19 protein-coding genes are annotated in these 21,291 nt (G+C 64.4%); 14 read left to right on the plus strand and 5 right to left on the minus strand.

What is annotated here, in order from left to right; all coding sequences use genetic code 11:
• Positions 1-33: 33 nt before the first annotated feature.
• Positions 34-798: an SDR family oxidoreductase gene (locus tag B0G83_RS17865; protein WP_105508705.1), complete on the minus strand. Its 765-nt coding sequence runs from the start codon at positions 796-798 to the stop codon at positions 34-36.
• Between the two features lie 246 nt (positions 799-1,044).
• Here B0G83_RS17865 and B0G83_RS17870 point away from each other — a divergent pair, with 246 nt between their 5' ends.
• Entirely contained in the window at positions 1,045-1,896 is an 852-nt protein-coding gene (locus B0G83_RS17870; protein WP_105508706.1) for a polysaccharide deacetylase family protein, read from the plus strand.
• Positions 1,897-1,915: 19 nt separating this feature from the next.
• Here the strand turns inward: B0G83_RS17870 and B0G83_RS17875 are convergent, their stop codons facing one another.
• Positions 1,916-3,325 carry a DUF2252 domain-containing protein gene (locus tag B0G83_RS17875; RefSeq protein ID WP_105508707.1) on the minus strand — a complete coding sequence of 470 codons (1,410 nt, stop codon included), beginning with the start codon at positions 3,323-3,325 and terminating at the stop codon, positions 1,916-1,918.
• A gap of 453 nt (positions 3,326-3,778) precedes the next feature.
• Here B0G83_RS17875 and motA point away from each other — a divergent pair, with 453 nt between their 5' ends.
• From motA to B0G83_RS38670, 11 genes are all read left to right on the plus strand, one after another.
• Entirely contained in the window at positions 3,779-4,648 is an 870-nt protein-coding gene (gene motA / locus B0G83_RS17880) for a flagellar motor stator protein MotA (RefSeq protein ID WP_105508708.1), read from the plus strand.
• A gap of 14 nt (positions 4,649-4,662) precedes the next feature.
• Positions 4,663-5,652, plus strand: a complete 990-nt coding sequence (motB, locus tag B0G83_RS17885) for a flagellar motor protein MotB (RefSeq protein ID WP_105508936.1) — start codon at positions 4,663-4,665, stop codon at positions 5,650-5,652.
• Between the two features lie 93 nt (positions 5,653-5,745).
• Entirely contained in the window at positions 5,746-6,429 is a 684-nt protein-coding gene (locus B0G83_RS17890; protein WP_105508709.1) for a Pr6Pr family membrane protein, read from the plus strand.
• Between the two features lie 179 nt (positions 6,430-6,608).
• Complete coding sequence (locus tag B0G83_RS17895) at positions 6,609-6,887, plus strand: CsbD family protein (protein WP_105508710.1); 279 nt, start codon at positions 6,609-6,611, stop codon at positions 6,885-6,887.
• Between the two features lie 390 nt (positions 6,888-7,277).
• Positions 7,278-8,048, plus strand: a complete 771-nt coding sequence (locus B0G83_RS17900) for a 2Fe-2S iron-sulfur cluster-binding protein (protein WP_105508711.1) — start codon at positions 7,278-7,280, stop codon at positions 8,046-8,048.
• A 13-nt stretch (positions 8,049-8,061) separates the two neighbouring features.
• The gene (locus B0G83_RS17905) at positions 8,062-9,063 is read left to right on the plus strand and encodes a xanthine dehydrogenase family protein subunit M (protein ID WP_105508712.1); all 1,002 of its coding nucleotides are present in this window, start codon (positions 8,062-8,064) and stop codon (positions 9,061-9,063) included.
• Positions 9,060-11,282: a xanthine dehydrogenase family protein molybdopterin-binding subunit gene (locus B0G83_RS17910; RefSeq protein ID WP_105508713.1), complete on the plus strand. Its 2,223-nt coding sequence runs from the start codon at positions 9,060-9,062 to the stop codon at positions 11,280-11,282. Before B0G83_RS17905 ends, B0G83_RS17910 begins: the two co-directional genes overlap by 4 nt.
• 194 nt (positions 11,283-11,476) lie before the next feature.
• Positions 11,477-12,064, plus strand: a complete 588-nt coding sequence (locus B0G83_RS17915; RefSeq protein WP_105508714.1) for an NTP transferase domain-containing protein — start codon at positions 11,477-11,479, stop codon at positions 12,062-12,064.
• A 60-nt stretch (positions 12,065-12,124) separates the two neighbouring features.
• Positions 12,125-13,606, plus strand: coding sequence for a UdgX family uracil-DNA binding protein (locus B0G83_RS17920; RefSeq protein ID WP_105508715.1), 1,482 nt, complete (start codon positions 12,125-12,127; stop codon positions 13,604-13,606).
• A gap of 172 nt (positions 13,607-13,778) precedes the next feature.
• Positions 13,779-14,483, plus strand: a complete 705-nt coding sequence (locus B0G83_RS17925) for a PIG-L family deacetylase (protein WP_105508716.1) — start codon at positions 13,779-13,781, stop codon at positions 14,481-14,483.
• Positions 14,484-14,622: 139 nt separating this feature from the next.
• Positions 14,623-14,775 (plus strand): hypothetical protein, encoded by a 153-nt coding sequence (locus B0G83_RS38670; protein ID WP_167444599.1) that lies wholly within the window; start codon positions 14,623-14,625, stop codon positions 14,773-14,775.
• Between the two features lie 74 nt (positions 14,776-14,849).
• On the opposite strand, the gene B0G83_RS17930 is transcribed toward B0G83_RS38670, so the two are convergent.
• The 3 genes from B0G83_RS17930 to aepX are packed head-to-tail and all read right to left on the minus strand — an operon-like array spanning position 14,850 to position 18,822.
• Positions 14,850-15,917, minus strand: a complete 1,068-nt coding sequence (locus tag B0G83_RS17930) for a 2-aminoethylphosphonate aminotransferase (RefSeq protein ID WP_105508717.1) — start codon at positions 15,915-15,917, stop codon at positions 14,850-14,852.
• 29 nt (positions 15,918-15,946) lie between these two features.
• Positions 15,947-17,110, minus strand: a complete 1,164-nt coding sequence (gene aepY / locus B0G83_RS17935; RefSeq protein WP_105508718.1) for a phosphonopyruvate decarboxylase — start codon at positions 17,108-17,110, stop codon at positions 15,947-15,949.
• Positions 17,107-18,822 carry a phosphoenolpyruvate mutase gene (gene aepX, locus B0G83_RS17940; protein ID WP_105508719.1) on the minus strand — a complete coding sequence of 572 codons (1,716 nt, stop codon included), beginning with the start codon at positions 18,820-18,822 and terminating at the stop codon, positions 17,107-17,109. Before aepX ends, aepY begins: the two co-directional genes overlap by 4 nt.
• On the opposite strand from aepX, the gene B0G83_RS38205 reads away from it, so the two are divergent.
• Positions 18,821-19,129 carry a hypothetical protein gene (locus B0G83_RS38205; protein WP_146120255.1) on the plus strand — a complete coding sequence of 103 codons (309 nt, stop codon included), beginning with the start codon at positions 18,821-18,823 and terminating at the stop codon, positions 19,127-19,129. The genes aepX and B0G83_RS38205 overlap by 2 nt on opposite strands.
• Before the next feature lie 328 nt (positions 19,130-19,457).
• A complete protein-coding gene (locus B0G83_RS17945; RefSeq protein ID WP_105508720.1) occupies positions 19,458-20,999 on the plus strand; it encodes a methyl-accepting chemotaxis protein in 1,542 nt (513 codons plus the stop codon).
• Positions 21,000-21,291: the final 292 nt, after the last annotated feature.

The following is a 21,291-nucleotide window of genomic DNA, read 5'->3' on the forward strand; positions in this document are numbered from 1 at the left end:
GTTATCCGCTGTCGGCCGGCTGCGTCCTCCGTATCAGCCTCGGCCGACGAACGGCATCTTGCTCGCCATGATGGTCATGAACTGCACATTCGCCGACAGCGGCAGTTCGGCCATATGCAGTATCGCGTCGGCCACGTGCTGAACGTCCATCAACGGTTCAATCATGATTTCGCCGTTCGCCTGGGGCGTGCCCTGTGCCATTCGCGCGGCCATGTCCGTGGCCGCATTGCCGATGTCGATCTGCCCGCACACGATGTCGTACGGACGGCCGTCGAGCGAAACGGCCTTCGTGAGGCCGGTGATCGCATGCTTGGTCGCCGTGTACGCAATGCTGTGGGGCCGCGGCGCATGGGCCGAGATCGAGCCGTTGTTGATGATGCGGCCGCCGCGCGGGTTCTGCGCTTTCATCAGACCGAAGGCCGCTCGCGTACACAGGAACACGCCGGTGAGATTCGTATCGACCACCGAGCGCCATTCGTCGATCTCGAGTTCGTCGATCTCGACCGGCGCGGCGCTGCGGCCCGCGTTGTTGAACAGCAGGTCGAGCCGGCCGCGTCGCTCGCGGATCACGTCGAACAACGCGGCGACGCTCGCGGCGTCGGTGACGTCGCAGGCCACCGCCAGCGCGTCGCCGCCGAGTTGTTGCGCTTCGCGCGCGAGCGCGTCGAGCGGCGCCTGGCGGCGGCCGGCCAGGACCACGCTATAGCCGTGTTCCAGCAGTTTGAGCGCACACGCACGGCCGATGCCGCTGCCCGCGCCCGTCACCAGCGCGACCTTCTTGATTCCTGCTGCCGTCACGACGTCTCTCCTGTCGAACAGAGTCGGCGCTTCAGCACCGACTCATGGTTCATCAACGATAGTTGCTGTTGTGCCGCCACGCCCTGCACGCGGCAAGGCAATGTCTTTCAAAGCGCTGTCATTATTGGCCGATCCTGTCCGCTGCTACGTTGCGCCGCGCATCAATGGTATCGTTCGATGTTGCGCGTCGCTCGCGCGATTCAAGACCTTCCCAGGACGGAGGAAGGCTGACCGGAAGTACGCTTTATGACTGAACACTCCTCGCCGCAAGGCGCCGCGCACGCGCCATTGCGCTGGCCGCGCACCGGCTATCCCGCGATGCTCACGGCTACCGCCGCCTGGCACGTCTTCGTGCTGGCCGGCGTGCTGCTCACGCCGACCCTGTGGCCCTGGTGGCTGGCCGCCATGTTTGCGAATCACGCCGTCTTCACCGTGGCCGGCCTGTTGCCGCGCACCTCGCTGCTGGGTCCGAACTGGACCCGCCTGCCCGAGGGCGCGCGGAACGCCGACGCGATCGCCCTGACTATCGACGACGGCCCCGACCCTGCCGTCACGCCGCAAGTGCTGGACCTGCTCGATGCGCTCGGCGTGCGCGCCACGTTCTTCTGCATCGGCGCGAAGGCGCAGCGCTATCCCGACCTTGCACGCGACATCGTGGCGCGTGGCCATACGCTCGAGAACCACTCGCAGGTTCACGTGCACACGTTTTCCGTCACGCTGCCCGGCTCGCTCACACGCGAGATCGACGCCGCGCAATGCACGCTCGAAACGCTCAGCGGCGAGCGGCCAATGTTCTTCCGCGCGCCGGCGGGCCTACGCAATATTTTCCTCGAACCCGTGCTGCGCAAACTCGATTTGCGGCTCGCGGCGTGGACGCGGCGCGGCTACGACACGCGTGAGCGCGATCCTCAGGTGGTGACGCGGCGCCTGCTCGACGGTCTCGCGCCACGCGACATTCTGCTGCTGCACGACGGCAATGCGGCGCTCACGATCGAAGGCCAGCCGCTGATCCTCGCGGTGCTGCCGCGTGTGATCGAAGCGGCGCGCGAACAGCGTCTGCGTTTTGTCACGCTGCGCGAGGCGCGCGTCGAGAACTGAAGCGCCGCTCGTCGCGGCGCTACACGCGAAAATCCGCCGCCATATCCTCATCCGTACGCGCCTCAAGTTCGCCGCTACGGCAAGCCTTCAAAAACACGTCGTAATCGCGTTCCACCTGGTCCGCGTAAGCCGTTGCGTAGCCGGTCAACGCCTCCGCGAACTGATCGCCGCGGCCAATGTACGCGCCGATCTCGATCGCCTGTCCGCTCGCCTTCGCATGCGCGCGCGCCATGATCCAGCCGCACAGCCGCGCATAGCCCTCCAGCAGATCCGTGTCGAACAACTCGATGTTCGCCGACAGCTTCATATCGCGTAGTTGGCGGAAGTAGAAATGCCGCCCCGACGGGCCGGTCGCCCAACCGAGAAAAATATCGCTGGCCGCCTGCAACATGCGCTGACCGCCGACCACCCGCTGTCCTTCGTGCTTGTACGGCGGCGACTTGTGAAACTGCGCGATCACCGACTTACGGGCTTCCTTGATCTGAATGAACAGCGGCTTGCCCATATGATCGACGTTCAACAGCACGAGGCAACGCGTGCCCACGCTGCCCACGCCCACCACTTTGAACACGAGATCCTGCGCGGTGAAATGACCGAGCAATTCGCGCCGGTCGTGCGATAAGGTTTTCAGGTACTCGTCCCACATCGGCTCGATCAGCGTGCGCCAATTGCCGATGGTGAACCAGTCGTCTTCCGGCGAAAACAGCGTGTTCGCACCGTGCACGTGAAACATGCCCGGCGGCGCATCGCGAATCGTCCACGCTTCACCGTCGAACTCGGCCATTTTCTCCAGCAGACTCTCATGCGTGCGGCTCGCCGCCTTTTCCATGCCGCGCCGCACCGCGCGTCGGCGTTCCGGCGTAAGCGCCGTCTCGGCCATCAGGTCGAAGGTAATGCGGTCGTACCAGAGTTCGAGCGCTCCGCATTGCGCGTATTGCGCCATGCGGTCGCGATAGGTCGACACCGCCGTCATCACCAGATGCTCCGCCGTGCCGCGACTCAGCCGCATATGACGCGCGGCCACCACGAGGCTCGCCGTCAGCCGCTTCAGATCCCATTCGAATGGACCGACCGCCACTTCGTCGAAGTCGTTCAGATCGAAGACCAGTTGCCGCTCGGGCGTCGCGAAGCCACCGAAGTTCATCAGGTGGCCGTCGCCGCAGATCGGCATGACGAGACTGCTGTCATGCACCTTGCTCAGGTCGTGCGCCTGCAGGATCGCGGTGCCGCGAAAAAACGTGAAGGGCGAGACGGCCATGCGCCCATAGCGCAGCGGCACGAGGTTTTCAACGCGGCCCTCGCTGCTTTGCCTGAGCAACGCGACCGGATCGCGGTGCAGCTCGCCGATCGCCTTATGGCTCGAGCGTTTCGAGTGCTCGCGGGCGGCACGGCCACGGGCCTCCCGATCGGCAATGGTGCTGGCTTTCATGCTCTTCTCCGTTTTTGTGAGTCTTCACGACCGGTTCTAGAGACGACTTGTGCGGGCACGATAAAGCGGAACGTCCGGCGCATGAGCGTGGCGGCTGGAACAGCCGTCGCCACGAGCCGCTAGCCATGCTAGCAGACCGATCGGTAAAAAGGTGATGCCATCCATTTCGCATCGCACGGTCGCTAAGTCGGGATTTCCACCTACGCCGCCGAAGAAGTTGCGGCTGCAACGATCACCCGCTTGACGGACAAAATTACCGGAAGCTTCATCACAAACTAACTATCCGGTGAATTTTGCGTTTTCATTGGTGCAAGCACTTCAGCAAAAAAGATTCGCGCCGTTTACCAGTACATACAAACTTTTAAATGACGCACGAGAAACACCCTTTAAAAAGGGCCTGTTTCTTGATCGATCGTGTTCGGTCACGCGTCAGGCAAGATAATCGGAGAGAGTATGTTTGTCGCAATCGGTTGGGTGCTGGTGATCGGTTCTGTGATCGGTAGTTTTGTCGGCGTGGGCGGCCATCTATTGGCCCTCCTACAACCGTTCGAATTGCTGTGTATTTTCGGCGCGGCGATCGGTGCGTTCGTCGTGAGTAATCCGACTTCCACGCTGAAGAAAACCCTCAAGGCGATCCCGTCGTGCTTCAAGACCGGTGGCTACACCAAAGAGAAGTATCTCGAACTGATCGCGCTGTTGTACGAGTTGCTTCAGAAGGCCCGCAAGGAAGGCATGATGTCGCTCGAAGCGGACGTCATGGCGCCCGAGGACAGCGTGATTTTCCAGAAGTACTCGCACGTGCTGGAGGATCATCACCTGCTCGACTTTATCGTCGACTATCTGCGCATGATGTCCGGCGGCAACGTGAATGTGCTCGAAGTGCAGGACCTGATGGATGAGGAACTGGCCACGCATCACGCGGAAGCGTCGGTCGCCGCCAACGCGATTCAGAAGATGGCCGACGGCCTGCCCGCGTTCGGCATCGTCGCGGCCGTGATGGGCGTGGTTCACACCATGGGCTCAGTCGGCGCACCGCCCGCCGTGCTCGGCGAAATGATCGCCGGCGCGCTGGTCGGCACATTCCTCGGCATTCTGCTCGCGTATGGTTTTATCGGCCCCGTGGCCGATCTGCTCAATGCCAAGGGTCGCGCCGAAGCCAAGCCTTATCAGTGCGTGAAGGCCGTGCTGCTCGCGTCGCTGTCGGGCTACGCACCGCCGATCGCGGTCGAGTTCGGCCGCAAGGTGCTGTTCACCGCTGATCGTCCGAGCTTCCAGGAGCTCGACGACGCCGTGCGCGCCACCAAGATGCCGAAGTCGGCCTGACGCGGAGCGGCATGATGAGCGAAAGAAGATCGCGCGCCTCGCAGGAGGTGGAAACGCCTGCTCCGGTGATCGTGCGCCGCATGCGCAAGGGCGGCGACCACGGCGCGCATCACGGCGGCGCCTGGAAGATCGCGTACGCCGATTTCGTCACGGCGATGATGGCGTTCTTTCTGTTGATGTGGCTGCTCGGCTCGACCTCGAAGTACGACAAGCAGGGCATCGAGGATTATTTCAACACGCCGCTGTCGAGCCTGCTCGGCGGTAGCCAGGGCACCGCCGCTGCGCGACCGAGCGTGGTGCAAGGTGGCGGCCGCGATATCTCCGACACGCGACCCGGCGACGGCAAGAAGACTCAGACCGAGCCGACGCCGCCGACCACCGCCGCGCCGACTGTGGCGCCCGCGGATGCGGCCCGCCTCGAACAACTGAAGGCCAAGCTCACCACGCTGATCGAACAGAGCCCGGCCTTGAAGGCGTTCAAGGATCAGATCCGCATTTCGATCACCAACGAAGGTTTGCGCATCGAGATCGTCGACTCGCAAAACCGGCCGATGTTCGCCTCCGGCAGTTCGAAGCTGCAGCCTTATGCGGTGACGATCCTCACGCAGATCGGCGCGGCGCTCAACGACGTCGACAACCGTATTTCGATTGCGGGTCATACGGATGCGGTGCCGTACACCGCGGGCCCGGACGGCTACTCGAACTGGGAGTTGTCGTCGGAGCGCGCCAACGCGGCACGCCGCGCGCTGGTGGCGGGCGGCATGCATGGCGAGAAGCTCTTGCAGGTGCGCGGCCTCGCCGATGTCTTGCCGTTGAACAGCAAGGTTGTCGACGAGCCGACCAACCGCCGCATCAGCATTCTCGTGCTGAACAAGGCGGCGGAACTGGCCTTTTTCCACGATGGCGGCCGTACCGCGATCGATGAAGCCACGCCGGCAAGCTCGGCCATTCCAGCGGTCGTGGAACGTCTGCAGCCGGTGAGCGGCGTGCCCGGCAAGCCCTAACGTTCTGCGTCGGTGTTGGAGCGGCGCAACCTGAACGCATGCGATCGATAGCGCACACTGCGCAGCCCCAAGGGCGCGTATAAAATCGATCGCATGCGCCCTGCCCCTCATCAGCAACGGGAGCCCGATCTTCCGCTGCATACGCCCAGTGTTTCGTCGGTGACGTTAGCGGCGATTATTGCCGTCATCGCGTGGCTCGCGATCGTCGCGCAAGCCGAAGTGACACTCAACCGCACGCTATCGCGCGGGCTGACCGTGCTCGACGGGCTGGCCCGCATGAGCAGCTACCTGACCAACCTCACGGTGCTGGCGTGCGCGATCTGTTTCACGTGTGTGGCGCTGCGTGGACAGCGGTCGCCGCTACCGCGTTTTTTCCGGCAGCCAACCGTCGTGACCGCGGTGGTAGGCTACATGGTGTTTGTCGGCATCGCCTATAACCTGCTGTTGCGCGGCTGGTGGACACCGACCGCATTCCGGATGCTGCTCAACGAATCGCTGCACAGCATTTTGCCGATGCTGTCCGCGCTCTACTGGCTGCTGTTCGTACCGCGCTTCCAGTTGAAACTGCGCCACGGTCTGCTATGGCTCGTGTATCCGCTGGCCTATCTCGCCGTGACCTTCTGGCGCGGCGGTCTGTCCGACTACTACCCCTATCCGTTCATCAACGTCGGGCGGCTGGGTGTCGCGCACGCGGCGCTCAATTCCGCGCTGCTGTTCGGCGGATTTCTGATGCTGATGGCGGTGTTCGTCGGCATCAATTCGCGTCGCAGACGTTGAGTCCGTCACGCGCTTAATCCCTTTTTCGGCCCTGTTCCGTGATATTCCCGGGCGCACTTCTTGCGCCCTGTCTGGTGGACGTACGCCGCCTTTCGCGAGGCGGTTGCGCGAAACCCTGGTGTGGCGCGTTGCGATGAGAAACGCCCCACGCGTAAATATGACAATGGGAGCAAAAACGTATGGACACCAATTCAGCGGAAGGTGCGGTCAACGAAGTGGCAGGCAAGGTGGAAAGTGCGGTCGGCGACGTGTTGGGCGATACCGGCACGCAGTTGGCCGGCAAAGCGCGCGAGCTCAGCGGTAAGGCGCAACAGCTGTGCGCGAGCACGACGAGTCTCGTGCGTGAGACCACGGCTGAAAGTCCGTTCACCGCGATTGCGGTGGTCGCGTTGGCCGGGTTCGTGGCGGGCGCGCTGTGGGCGCATGGTGCGTCCGGGCGCGATTATCGTCGGTATTGAGTCACGGCAAGGACGATCGGCGGCCAATGAAATTTGGCCGCCGGTCGCCCCCCAACCTCGCGCATGAGATTGCCGCGCCTTTAGCACGGGTGCCTCGATCAACGAAGCGCAGCGAACACCCGCCGATTCAAATCTGAATGCGCAAAACTGTAGTGCGCGAACCGGCAGGCATCGCCGAAGGGCGCGCGCCTGCTCGGCGTTCCGCGCACAACACAGCACCCACACCGCCGCCGGTCACTGAGAATCGCTTTGCTGTCTCCCCTTTTTTCTAATACCGTTGTACTCACAACGGCATCCAAATTGCTGTATGAAATCCGTTGGATCGCGATGCCTCGGAGTTCGACGCTTCGCTAGCCTGCATTGACCTTTCAATGGAGTCGACAGAACGTCATGCCCACGCATACCGATCATCCGGATTCGAGCGACGTACCCGCCGCCACGCCCCATCAACCTTCACGCCGCCGCTTTCTGCAAACCGCCGCCGCTGCCGCGACGGTCGGCGCGGCACCGCATCTGCACGCGCAGACCCAAACGCCGGCCGCACCGCCCGCGCCGGTCCGGCAACCCGTGCCGCCGCGTCCGGTCACGTTGACCGTCAACGGCCGGCCTTACACGCTGCAACTCGAGCCGCGCGTGACTTTGCTCGACGCGCTGCGCGAATACGCGGGCCTGATGGGCACGAAGAAAGGCTGCGACCGCGGGCAATGCGGCGCCTGCACGGTGCTCGCCGACGGCCGCCGCATCAACGCCTGTTTGACGCTCGCGGTCATGCACGAAGGCGAGCAGATCACGACCGTCGAAGGACTCGCCAGCAACGGCGTTTTGAGTCCGATGCAACGCGCGTTCATCGAACACGACGCGTTTCAGTGCGGCTACTGTACGCCCGGGCAGTTGTGTTCCGCGACTGCCCTGCTGAACGAATTCCGCGGCGGCACGGCCAGCACCGTCACCGCCGACGTGCGCAGCCGCCCCGCGCAACTGTCCGAGGCTGAAATCCGCGAACGCATGAGCGGCAATATCTGCCGCTGCGGCGCCTACGCGAACATCGTCGCCGCCGTACGCGCGGTACACGAGGGCGGCGGCCAGCCCGGCAACGCGGCCGCCGGCCAGTTGCAAGGTCAGCAAGGCGAGGCGCAAGACAGCGCCCAGCGCAACGCGTAACGGAGCGACCAGCATGGATGCGATCTCTTACGAACGCGCCGGCGACGTCGCCGGCGCCGTGCGCGCGGCGCAGCAGCCGGGTGCGGTGTTTATCGGCGGCGACACCAATCTGCTCGATCTGATGAAGGGCGGTGTGGCGCGGCCGCTGCGGCTGATCGATATCACGCATATCGGCGGACTCGACACGGTCACGACGCAACCCGGTGGCGGCATTCGCATCGGCGCGCTGGTGCGCAATAGCGACGCGGCCAATCACGCGGTGGTGCGCGAGCAATACCCGTTGCTTTCGCAAGCATTGCTGGCGGGCGCGTCGTCGCAATTGCGCAATATGGCGACCGTTGGCGGCAATCTGCTGCAGCGTACCCGCTGCGGTTACTTTTACGACATCGCCTTCACGCAGTGCAACAAGCGCATGCCAGGCAGCGGCTGCGCGGCGCTCGAAGGCCTGAACCGCACGCACGCGATTCTCGGTACGAGCGCGCAGTGCATTGCCGTGAATCCGTCCGACATGAGCGTGGCGCTCGCGGCGCTCGATGCCGTGGTTCGCGTCAGCGGTCCCGCCGGCGAACGCGTGATTCCGTTCGCCGAGTTTCATCGGCTGCCGGGCGATCGCCCCGACGTCGACACGACCTTGCAGCCCGGCGAATTGATCACCGCCGTCGATCTGCCGCCGCCGCTCTTCAGCAGCCACGCGCATTATCTGAAAGTGCGTGACCGCGCCAGTTACGCATTCGCGCTGATCTCCGTGGCGGCCGCTTTGCAGATGGACGGCGATCGGGTGAGCACCGCGCGTATCGCGTTGGGCGGCGTCGCGCACAAACCGTGGCGCGCGAGTGCGGCCGAACAGATGCTCAACGGTCAGACGCTCACGCAGGACACGCTGCGCAACGCGGCCGCCGCCGCATTACGCGACGCACGTCCGCAGCGCGACAATCGCTTCAAGGTGCAGCTCGCGCAGCGCGCGATCGTGCGTGCCGTGAACCAGGCCGCCGGCCTTGCGGGAGGTGTCGTATGACTCTGATCGGACAACCGGTCGACCGCATCGACGGTCTGCTCAAAGTGACCGGCGAAGCGCGCTACGCCGCCGAATTCCCCGAAGCGCGTCTCGCGCATGCGGTGCTCGTGACCAGCACGATTGCGCGCGGCACGATTGCGTCGATCGACGCGAGCCGCGCGCAGGCGCTGCCCGGTGTGCTACTGGTGATGACGCATCAGAACGCGCCGCGTCTGCCGAACGGCGGCAAACCGGCGCTCGCGCCGCCGGCGGGCCGGCGTCTTTCGCTGCTACAGGACAACGAGGTCCACTACAGCAACGAGCCGGTCGCGGTAGTGGTCGCGGACACGCTCGAACATGCCACCGATGCCGCGCGCCAGTTACGTATCACCTACCAAAGCAGCGCGGCGAGCGTGGACTTCACGCAGGCGAAACCGAACGCGCATGCACCGGATCGGCCGCAAGGCAGGCAGACCGATACGCAACGCGGCAGTTTCGACGACGGCATGCGCAGCGGCGCCGTGCAGGTGGACGCGACCTACACCACGCCGATCGAGCATCACAACCCGATGGAGCCGCACGCCACGATGGCGCGCTGGGACGGTCCGCAGCTCACGCTGTACGACGCGACGCAGGGAGTCAGCAGCGCGGCGCAGGCCATCGCCAAAACGTTCGGCATGTCGCCCGCCGACGTGCGCGTGATTTCGCCGTTTGTAGGCGGCGGCTTTGGTTGCAAGGGCTCGTCGTGGTCGCATGTGTCCTTGTGCGCGATGGCCGCGCGGCAGACCGGCCGGCCGGTGCGGCTCGCGCTCGAACGGCCGCAAATGTTCGGCCCGGTCGGCGCGCGGCCGCATACGGAGCAGCGCTTCATTCTGGCCGCGCGCCACGACGGCGCGCTGACCGCCATGCGTCACGACAGCATGTCGAATACTTCCGTGATCGAAGACTGGACCGAGACCTGTTGCATGGTCACGCGCATGCTGTACGCGGTGCCCAACCAGGTGACCACGCACCGGATCGTGCCGCTCAATCTCGGCACGCCGACCTTCATGCGCGCACCGGGCGAGACCACCGGTTCGTTCGCGCTCGAATCGGCCATGGACGAACTCGCAGCCGCGCTGAAGATGGATCCGCTCGCGCTGCGTCTGAAGAATTACGCCGAGGCCGATCCGCAGGAAAACAAGCCATGGTCGGGCAAGTCGTTGCGCGAGTGCTATCAGATCGGCGCGCAAAAATTCGGCTGGTCGCGGCGCAACGCCGCGCCGCGCTCCATGCGCGACGGCAACACCCTGATCGGCCTCGGCATGGCGACCGCGACCTATCCGGCCAACCGCAGCGAAGCGGCGGCCATTGCGCGAATTCTGCCGGATGGCACCGCAATGGTGGCCTCCGGCACGCAAGATCTCGGCACCGGCACCTACACCGTGATGACCCAGGTCGCCGCCGATGCGCTCGGCTTCGCGCCCGAGCACATCCACTTCGCGCTCGGCGATTCCTCGCTGCCGCGTGCGCCGGTGTCGGGCGGTTCGCAATCGGCGGCGAGCGTGTCGCCGGCCGTGCGCGACGCGGCCAACCAGGCGCGCAGCCAGTTGATCACGCTGGCGCTCGCCGACGAGGCTTCCCCCGTGTTCGGTATCGCGCTCGAGAACATCACGGTGATCGACGGCTGGGTGACGAGCCGTTCGCAACCGGGCAAACGCGATCCGGCGGCCGCGATCATCGCGCGGTCGGGCGGCAAGCCGATCGAAGCGACTTCGACCGTCAAACCCGGCGACGAAAAGCAGAAGTACTCGTTCCACTCGTTCGGTGCGGTATTCGTCGAGGTGCACGTCGACGCCGACTTGGGCACGATTCGCGTGCCGCGCGTCGTGGCCGCTTACGACGTGGGCCGCGTGCTGAATCTGAAGACGGCGCGCAGTCAGTTGATGGGCGGCATCGTCTGGGGAATCGGCGCGGCGCTGCAGGAGGAAACCCTGCTCGATACGCGCCATGGACGCTTCACCAACGCGAATCTCGCCGAGTATCACGTGCCGGTGAATGCGGACATCGGTTCGCTCGACATTACGTTTATCGATCGGCCCGATCCGTACATCAACTCGCTCGGCGTGCGCGGCATCGGCGAGATCGGGATTACCGGCGTGCCGGCCGCGATCGCGAACGCGGTGTATCACGCGACAGGGGTACGGGTACGTGATTTGCCGGTGACGCTCGATAAGGTGATGGGGGCGATGCCGGTGTGAGAAAGGCACGCTCGTTGGCCGAACACGTTTCGTCGTGAGGCGATGAAAGCGTGGCCGCGTGACCTCGAGAAGCAGCAACCTTCGACGAAAGCGATGTGAATTTAGACGGCAAGCGCCGGGCGTCTGCATTGGCGCTTGCCTGTGTCTGGGTTGCATCGCACAATCGGTCTCATTCTTTCTACCGGTGCCCGCCCATGGCTTACGCCTCACTTGCCACTGGCGTGTTGCTCGCCGCCGGCTTCGGCTCCCGTTTCGATCCCGAGGGCCTCCACAACAAACTTTTAGCGCGCATGCCCGACGGCACGCCGGTCGCGCATGAAGCCGCGCATCGGCTGCTGCGCGTAGTGACGCGCGTGCTCGCGGTGGTGCGGCCGGGCTCGGACGCGCTCGCGCGGCTGCTGAACGACGCCGGTTGCGACGTGGTGTTCGCCGCCAACGCCGAGCGCGGCATGGGCGCGAGCCTCGCCGCCGGCATCGAAGCCAGCGACGACGCCGAAGGCTGGATCGTCGCACTGGCGGATATGCCGCGCATCGCCACCGCCACGATCGAGGCCGTCGCCCATTCGCTCGATGGCGGGGCGTCGCTGGTCGCACCGTTTTACCAGGGGCAGCGGGGGCATCCGGTGGGTTTCGGGATCGAACATCGCGAGGCGTTGCTGACGCTCGACGGCGATACCGGCGCGCGCGCTTTGCTGATGTCGCAACGAGTGACGCGGCTGGATGTCGACGATCCGGGCATTTTGCGGGACGTGGATACGCCGGAAGATCTGCTCAAGGTCTAGCGGCTTGATCTCTGCGGCGGTTTAGGCGGATACTGTATATTTATACAGTATTTTGCCGGCATGAACCGCATTCCAATCGAACCGTTTTTTGCCGCATGGCGTCGCGAGGCGCGAGCCCTGCTGCGGCAGCAGATCGAGCCGACGCAGATCGAGTGGGTCGAGCTGGAGGGCGATCGTTTGGACGCGGGGCAAGAGACGTTGCGACCAGCGGCGGTTGGTGCGGCAGACGTGACGGCCACAGCGGCCACCTCGGCGACTCCGGCCGCCACCGCTCCGCCCGCCATCCCACGCGAATTGCTTGTGCGGCTAAAAGCGGCCGCCTGCTACCGCGCCCCCGACCGCTGGGCGTTTCTCTACCGCATTCTCTGGCGCTGGACTCACGGCGAGCGTCAGGCCATTGCCCTCGACGATCCCGACGGCGCTCAACTCGCACAACGCATCGAGTCGGTCGATCACGAATCCGAAGACCTGGTGGCCCTCACGCTATTCCGGCGGCGCGATCCGTCGATGGGGCCGCCGGAGTTCGTCGGCTGGTACGAGCCGCATCACGATCTGCTGGAACGCGCCGCTGCGTATTTCGGCAAGCGTATGGGCGACTCCACGTGGATGCTGGCCACGCCGCAGGGCGCGGCGTTCTGGAACGGAATGCTACTGCGGATCGGCCGCCCGGCCACCGAGGACAGCACGCACGCCCTTCACGCCTTAGCCGCCAGCGCCATGACCGGCGAGGCGATCACCAGCGAACCCACCGAGGCGCTGTGGCTCGCCTATTACGCCAGCGCCTTCAACGCCGAACCGGCGCCCGTGCCGTTGCGCTACTGGCGCATGCCGGCCGCCGGCCCACCGTTGCCCGCACGCCTCGCGCGCGAGCGCAGCCGTCTCGGCGCGCAGCGTGCCGCCGTTACCGTGCCGGAGAGGCCGCCCGTCGAATATTCAGCGGTGACGCCGCCGTTGCGCGAGCCCACCGGACCGCTCGCTACCTGCCGTCGCTGCGCGCTGTGGCGCAACGCGAAACAGGCGGTCGCGGGTGCCGGACCCGATCGGGCGGCGCTCATGGTGGTCGGCGAACAGCCCGGCGAGGATGAGAACCAGCACGGCGAGCCGCTCACCGGACCGGCCGGTCAGTTGCTGGACACCGTGCTCGCGCGCGCCGGTCTCGAACGGTCGGCGCTGTACCTGACCTATGCGGTCAAACATTACAAGTGGGAAACGCTCGACCAGCAGCGCATTCATCGCACGCCCGCGCCGCGCGAGGTCGAGGCTTGCCAGTACTGGCTGGAACGGGAGCTGGCGCAGGTCGCGCCGCGCGTGGTCGTGACGCTCGGCGCGACCGCGCTGAAGGCGCTGACCGGCGCGCATGTCAATCTGTCGGAATACCTCGGGCAGACCATTGCGCGCGACGGGCGCCTGATCGTGCCGACGTGGCATCCGTCGTACGCCCTGAGAACGGCCGATACCCGCTTGCGCGAGGATATCGTCGCGACCATCGTGAGCGCGTTCAGGCGTGCGGTGGAATTGACGGGCCCAGAGACCCGACGGTGAGCCTTTGCGGGAAACATGCAACGTGCAGGCACGTCGCTTGCACATCCCACAACGGCCGCGCAAATCGCGCTGTTTCCGCCTAAGCTGATGAGACGCCGCGATTTCCACGCCGCGCCAGCGCCACGCCAGCGCCCCACACAGGGCAGGCGTCCCTGAAACCACCACACGTCCCATGAGCGAAACCAGCCCGCGTCTGTTCATCGTCTCGCCCCATTTCGACGACGCCGTCTTCAGTTGCGGCGAACTCCTCGCCGCGCATCCCGACACGGCGATCTGCACGGTCTTCGCCGCGCCGCCCGAGCAGGAGATGCAAACGGAATGGGATGAAAAATCGGGCTTCACGGGCGCCTTTCAGGCCATCCACGCGCGCACGCGCGAAGACAACCTCGCACTGGAAATACTCGACGCGATTCCGCTGCGCATGCCGTTCCGCGACGGCCAGTACCGCGACTCGCCGTCCATCAGCAAACTGGCCGCGGCGCTGGAAGAGACCATTTACCGAACCACGGCGAACACCTTGCTGATGCCTCTCGGTCTGCATCACGACGACCACGTGCGGGTTTTCGAAGCCTGCTGCGAAATCCTGCCGCGGCTGTCGCATCTGGAATGGTTCGGTTATGAGGAAGCGATTCACCGGCGCACGCCCGGCGTCGTGCAGGCGCGCCTCGCCGATCTCGTGCAGCGCGGTGTGGTCGCCACACCGGCCCAGCCGAGCGCGGGCCACACGATCGACGCCCAGCGTCGCGCGCAACTCAAACGCGAGGCGGTCAATGCGTATGGAAGCCAGTTGCAGGCGTTCGGCGCAGGCAATTACGACGACGTCTTCGCCGCCGAACGCTATTGGCAACTGAGCGTGGGGCGTCGGACGAGAAAGTAAGCGGACAAGCCGTCGTGCGAACGGCTAGGCTTGAAGAGGAAGGAGCAGCCGGCGCGAGGTGCGGCCGCGGTTGAAGGTTGAACGTCTCGACCGCGAGCCGTTAGCCGGCCTGCACATCGCTCAACCATGAGGTGAAGCCATGAGCTACGACATGCATACCAGTCCGATTCCCGATCCCAATGCCGATCCGAATCGCGACCCGGAAGCCGATCCGCTGGTGCCACCGTCGCCCGGCCATCACCCCGAGGAGCCGCAGCGGCCCGACGGGCCGCCGGACAAAGATCCGGTGTAGAAACCGCGTGGCCGACGGCGCGACGTCGCACCAGCGAGGAAGCCGCCGCGCGCGAAAAGCGGCGGCGGCCCGAATCAGCCCATCAGCTCGGTAAAACCCTGCAACAGACGATCGATATCGGCGGCGTGAATATTGCCCATCGTCGAAATGCGGAACAGTTCGGCCGACAGCCCGCCTTGCCCCGCATAGATGACGAAACCGCGCGCCTTCAGCGCATCGTGCAATTGCGGATACGCAATGCCCTTCGGCAAGCGATACGCGCGCAGCACCACCGACGACTGCTCCGGCGGCAACACGCTGTCCATGCCGCGCTCCGCCAGCCCGACCCGCGCCTGCTCCGCGAGCGCCGCGTAGCGTGCGTGACGCGCGCGCCAGCCGCCTTCGTCGGCGAGTTCGCGCAGCGCTTCGACGAGCGCGTAATACGCGTGCACCGAAGGCGTGAACGGCGTATTGCGCTGGTCCTGCAAACGCGCGAGACGGCCGAGGTCCAGGTAGTACGTGCGGCTCGCCGCCTGTTCGAGCGCCGCGCGCCGCACCAGCACGAACGACGCGCCCGGCACGCCATGCAGACATTTATTCGCCGTGGCGGCGACCGCGTCGAGACTGCTGTCGGCGAAATCGATCGCTTCCGCGCCGAAGCTGCTGACGCCATCCACCAGCAGACGCAGGCCGCGTTCGCGGCACAAGGCGCCGAGCGCCGTCAGATCGTTCAGGCGGCCGGTGGTCGTCTCGTGATGAATCACGGCGAGGTGCGTGAACGCCTTGTCGGCATCGAGACGTTCCGCGATCTTCGCCAGATCAGGCGCCTGCATCCATTCGTGTTTCAACGACTCGTGCGCAATGCCGTACTGCGTCGCGATCTGCGAAATACGCTCGCCGTACACGCCGTTTTCCACCACCAGCAGCTTGCCGTTTTTCGGCACCAGCGCCGCGGTCATGCTTTCCACGGCAGCCGTGCCGGAGCCGGTCATCAGCACCGCTTGCCACTCGCTGGCGTCGAGGCCGTACAGATCGACCAGACGCGTGCGCGCCTCTTCCTGCAAGTCGAAAAACTCGCTTTCGCGATGGCACAGATCCGTCTGCAACAGGCTGTTGCGGACACGTTCGGTGAGCGTCACCGGGCCGGGATTGAGTAGCAGCATGAGCGTTCCTGGACAGGTACTTGGGTACGTTAAGCGGCGCCGATGTGGCGCATCAGGCGCGTCTTCACATCGGGCGGTGTGATGGTGGGACGCGGCAGGCCGTCGGGCGTGCCACGGCGAATCGCCAGACGCGCGAAGCGCGGGCCGTCGAGCGGTGCGCCATCGAACAGTTCGTCCAGCACGCCGACGTCGTCGCTTTCAACCGCCGACGCGTAACCGCAAGCGGCAGCCACGCCCGCGAACGAGACCTGCGACGACACCGTCGCCTGGCCGCCGGTGGAATCGTGCGCGCCGTTATCGAGCAGCACGTGGGTCAGATTGCCGGGACCGTACGCGCCGAGCGTCGCAAACGCGCCCATGCGCATCAGCGCCGCGCCGTCGCCGTCGAGTGCGACCACGTGCAGATCCGGACGCGACAGCGCGAGGCCCAACGCGAACGGCGTCACGCAGCCCATCGAGCCGACCATGTAGAGCTGGTTCGCACGGTCGTCGATCGCGTAGAGTTCGCGCCCGCAAAAACCAGTCGATGCGAGCACAACCGTCGAGTCCAGCGGCGTATGCGCGATCACCTTCTGCAACGCGTCGTGACGCGAAGCGAGTTCGTTCGCCGCGACGTTGCCGAATTGCGAACGCGCCTCCACCGGCACGCGACGCTCGCTCGCGCCGTTGTCCTTCAACTCGTACGGCGCCACGCTGCCCTTCTGCATGACGAGTGCGTACGGGCGGCCGGTTTCGTCCATATGCGCGATCGCGCGATCCAGCGCCGGGCCGATTGCCTCGGCCTCGGTCGGGAACGTCTCCCATGGAATCTCCATGGTTTCCAGCATCTGCGGCGTGACCGGTCCCATCAGCGCATGCTGCGGCTCATCGGCCACACCCGGCTGACCACGCCACGTGACGATCAGCAACTGCGGCAGACGGAACGTCCACGTCAGCGAGGTCAACGGGCTCACGGCGTTGCCGAGCCCGGAGTTTTGCATCATCGTGATGCCACGCCGGCCTTTCCGCGCGCCGAGCGTGACGCCCGCGATCAACGCGACCGCGTCGCCCTCATTCGCCGCCGACACGTAGTGCAGCGATTCGTCCTGCAACACGTAGTTGATGAACGGCGTCAGATACGAACACGGCACCCCCGCATACCAGTCGAAGCCGCGCGTGCGCGCCGCTTCGACGAACTGTGCTGCCTCGATCATTGCGCGGCTCCGCTCGCGGCGTCCGTGGCGGCAACGTTGGCCGCGAACGGCGCTTGCGCATGCGCGAAATCGCCGGCACGACGGAAGTCTTCCAGGTCGTTCACACCGCGCCAGTGGCCGTGCACGTATTGCACTTCGATCGATTCACCCGCTTCGATCAGCGCGTTAAGCAGCGCGGGCATGTCGAGCGTGGCGAAATCCGCACGCGCCTGCAACTGGCTCAACACCGCCTGCAAACGCGGCTGACCCGCCTCGCGCACGTTCAGCAAACCGACCCAGCGACCGTGCGGCGTTTGCGATGCGATGGCCGACGACGCGTCCTGCCCGCTCGACACATGACGCAGCGTCACCTTGTTGCCGAACAGACCACGATCGTCGCCCGCCGAGCACCACGCGAAATCGCGCACGCTAGCGTTTTCCGCATCGGTCAGCGACGAATCGACCACCACGCTGAAGGCCGCTTCGCTCTCCACCAGATCGCGCAGAATGTAGCTGCGGAACAGCAGATCGCCGTACGAGATCACCGTGTCGCCGCTCAGCTTGCCCGTGGCGCAGGCGAGCGAGGCGAGTTCGCCGGTTTGCGCGTGCTGCTCGTTGACCACCAGCTTGATGCCGGCGGTGTCGATCGCATCGGCGCGATAACCGCCCACCACCGTAATATCGTTGACGCCCTGCTTCTTGAACGCGTCGACGAGCCAGCGCAGCAGCGGCTTGCCGGCGATCGGCAGCATCACTTTCGGACGGTCTTCGGTGACGGCTTCGAGGCCCTTGCCGCGGCTCGCGGCGAGCACCACGGCGGAGCCGGCCGACGCGCTCGACAGATAGCGGTCTTCCGCTTCCGAATACTCGTCGGCGTCTTGCAGACGGAAGATTTCGTTGACGGCGGCAATGCTGTCTTCAACGTTGACGAGCGTTTCGCTCGAATGAATTTCCTTGGCGACCGCCTGCATCGCCGAGGTCGCCGCGCGAATCAGATGGTTCGCCCAGATCACCGTGCTGATGCCCGCTTCGCGGAACACTTCGGTCGGCGTGCTGTAGTACTTGGTCGGCACGATCACGAGCGGACCGCGGCCGGCCCATTCGCGCGCGAATTCGAGGATTTCGTCGGGACGCGACAGCTTGCTGTGAATCAGGATCGCGTCCGCGCCGGCTTGCCGGTACGCTTCCGCGCGGCGCAGCGCTTCGTCCATGCCCCAGCCGGCGATCAGCGCTTCGACGCGCGCCACGATCGAAAAGTTTTCGTCCGACTGCGAGTCTTTGCCGGCCTTGATCTTGCCGCAGAACTCGTCCATGTCGGCGAGCGGCTGCGCTTCGCCGTTAATGAAGCTGTTGGTCTTCGGGAACTGCTTGTCTTCGATACATACGCCGGCAATGCCGCGTTGTTCGAGCTTGCGCACGAGACGGCGTACGTTGTTGAAGTTGCCGTAGCCGGTATCGCCGTCCAGCAGGATCGGCAGGTCGCTGGCGTCGGCCATGAATTCGAGGTTGTCGACCACCTGGGTCCAGCTCGCTTCGTTGTTGTCGCGCACGCCGAATTGCGCGGAGATCGCGAGGCCCGAGCCCCAGATCGCCTTGAAGCCGGCTTCGCGAACGATGCGCGCGGAGAGGCCGTTATGTGCCTCCATCATGAATTCGAGTTCGTTGCTGACAAGCATCTGGCGCAGGCGCGCGCTACGGGACGTGGGGACGAAAGCGGGTTCGCGGGCGTTCATGTTCTTTACTCCTGATGGCGGGCTTATTGGTGCTCTTTTTTGCCCGGCTGGCGACTGGAAAATGGCGACTATAGCGGAATTTTTATTAATTCGTCTTTTTGACGCCGATAGCGCGCATTTCTTGCGATTAAGTGGAAAATTGTGTCGTTTTTTGCATTTCCGAGTCGCGTCGGCGCACTTGCGATTTATTGGCATAATGTGCGATTTTGACGCAAACGCCGCCAGTCAGGCGAGGCATGGGCGCGCGGAGTGCGCTGCCGGTTTTTTGCAGACAAGCGGGCGCGACTCAATCCGCCTTATTGAATAAACCATTTGTTTTTACGGGTTTTCATTTTTCAGCCGCTTTAATTGCGTGATATCGGCGGTATTAGCGGCAATGCGCGCCCTACAGAAAAACTCAACAAGCCGATATAAATCAAAAATAATTGACGCACCCCGGCGTATAAAAACATCGCCGCTTCCGGCTCGATGCGTGTTTGGTAAGACAAATGAAATCGCAACACAGCGGGTTTCCCCTCCCCTGCGATTCCGATCCCGACAAGCCGTAAACACAGTCAGCGACAAGCGACTCGCTGAATGCCCATCAGCGAACCCAAACCTGACCGACCACCTTGCGAAAGCAACAAGCCATTGCTATGACTCTGAACAAAAAACTGGCCTCAATGATCGCCGTTCTCTGGATCGGTCTGATTCTGATCGGCGGCTTCGGCGCATGGCAAAACCGTGCCTCGATGATTTCGGATCGCCGCGAACAACTCACCTCGCTGATCGACCAGGCCAATCACATCGTGACGCGTTACTACACGATGGCGCAGCAACACACGATCACTGAAGACGAAGCCAAAAAACAGGCGCTCGACAGCCTCGGCGCGATGCGCTACGGCAAGGACGGCTACATCTCCGTCAACGATTCGCAGCCGGTCATGCTGATGCATCCGATCAAGAAAGAGCTGAACGGCAAGAACATGGCGCAGTTCACCGATCCGGCTGGCAATCATCTATTCGTCGATATCGTCAACGCGGGCAATCATGAAGGCGGCGGCTTCGTCGATTATTTGTGGTCCAAGCCCGGCAGCGACAAACCGGTGGCGAAGACCAGCTTCTCGCGGCACTTCACGCCGTGGGACTGGTACATCGTCACCGGCATGTATATGGACGACGTGCAAAGCGCGTTCTACGCGAATCTGCTGCGCTGGCTCGTGATTACCGTAACGCTCGGCGCGATCGCCACGGCCGTCATGCTGCTGGTATTGCGCAGCATTCGCCGCACGCTCGGCGGTGATCTCGAAGTGGCGGTCGAACACGCGCAACTGATGGCGCGCGGCAATCTCGCGACTCGCGTGCCGGTCGATTCGGACCAGCCCGGCAGCCTGCTGCATGCGTTGCAGACCATGCAGGCCGGGCTCGTCGATACGGTGTCGCGCGTGCGACTCGGTACCGACAACATCAATATCGGCGCGACCGAAATCGCCGCCGGCAACACGGATCTGTCGCAGCGCACCGAGGAACAGGCGGCGGCGCTCGTGCAAACGGCGTCGAGCATGGACCAGATGACGGTCAACGTGAAGCAGAACGCGGACAGCGCATTGCAGGCCGCGCAACTCGCCGGTCAAGCCGCCGACGTCGCGACGCGCGGCAGCCGCGTGGTCGACGACGTGGTCCGTACGATGGGCGAGATCACCACCAGCTCGCGGCAGATCGGCGACATCATTGGGGTGATCGACGGCATCGCGTTTCAGACCAATATTCTGGCGTTGAATGCGGCCGTGGAGGCGGCACGTGCCGGCGAACAGGGACGTGGTTTCGCGGTGGTCGCGGCCGAGGTGCGCAGCCTCGCGCAACGCTCGGCGACGGCGGCAAAGGAGATCAAGGCGTTGATCGAGACGTCGACGGGCACGGTGGAAGCCGGTGCGTCGCTGGTCGCGAATGCGGGCTCGACGATGGGAGAGATCGTGCAATCGGTGCGCCGCGTGAACGAGATTCTCGAAGAGATCAGCAATGCGTCGCGTGAACAGAGCGCGGGCATCGAGCAGGTGAATCGCGCGGTCGGCGAGATGGATCAGGTGACGCAACAGAACGCGGCACTGGTCGAGGAAGCGGCGGCGGCGGCGCATTCGTTGAAGGATCAGGTGGGGGTGCTGCGCGAGGCGATTTCGAGTTTCGCATTGCCGGCTTGATGCGGCGTTCAGGGCTCGCCGCAGGCTAAATGAGCGGTCCGGCGGAACGGAAAGAACCTCGGTAAAACAGTTGCAAAAACAACTGCAAAAAAAGAAGGCGCTCTACAGGCGGAGAGCGCCTCTTTAACACGCCGCGTCGGAGTCGACGCATCAATCGAACGAAGCAGCCGCGCGGATTTTTCAAGTCCGCGCGGTTTTTTTATGCCCGCGCGCGTCTTGCATCTCGTGCCCTGCCGATTCAGCAAACGCTTAGCCCACCTCAAGCCGCAATCAACTTAAGCCGAATTTGGCA

This window comes from Paraburkholderia sp. BL21I4N1 (assembly GCF_002973525.1).
Classification (GTDB): Bacteria; Pseudomonadota; Gammaproteobacteria; order Burkholderiales; family Burkholderiaceae; genus Paraburkholderia.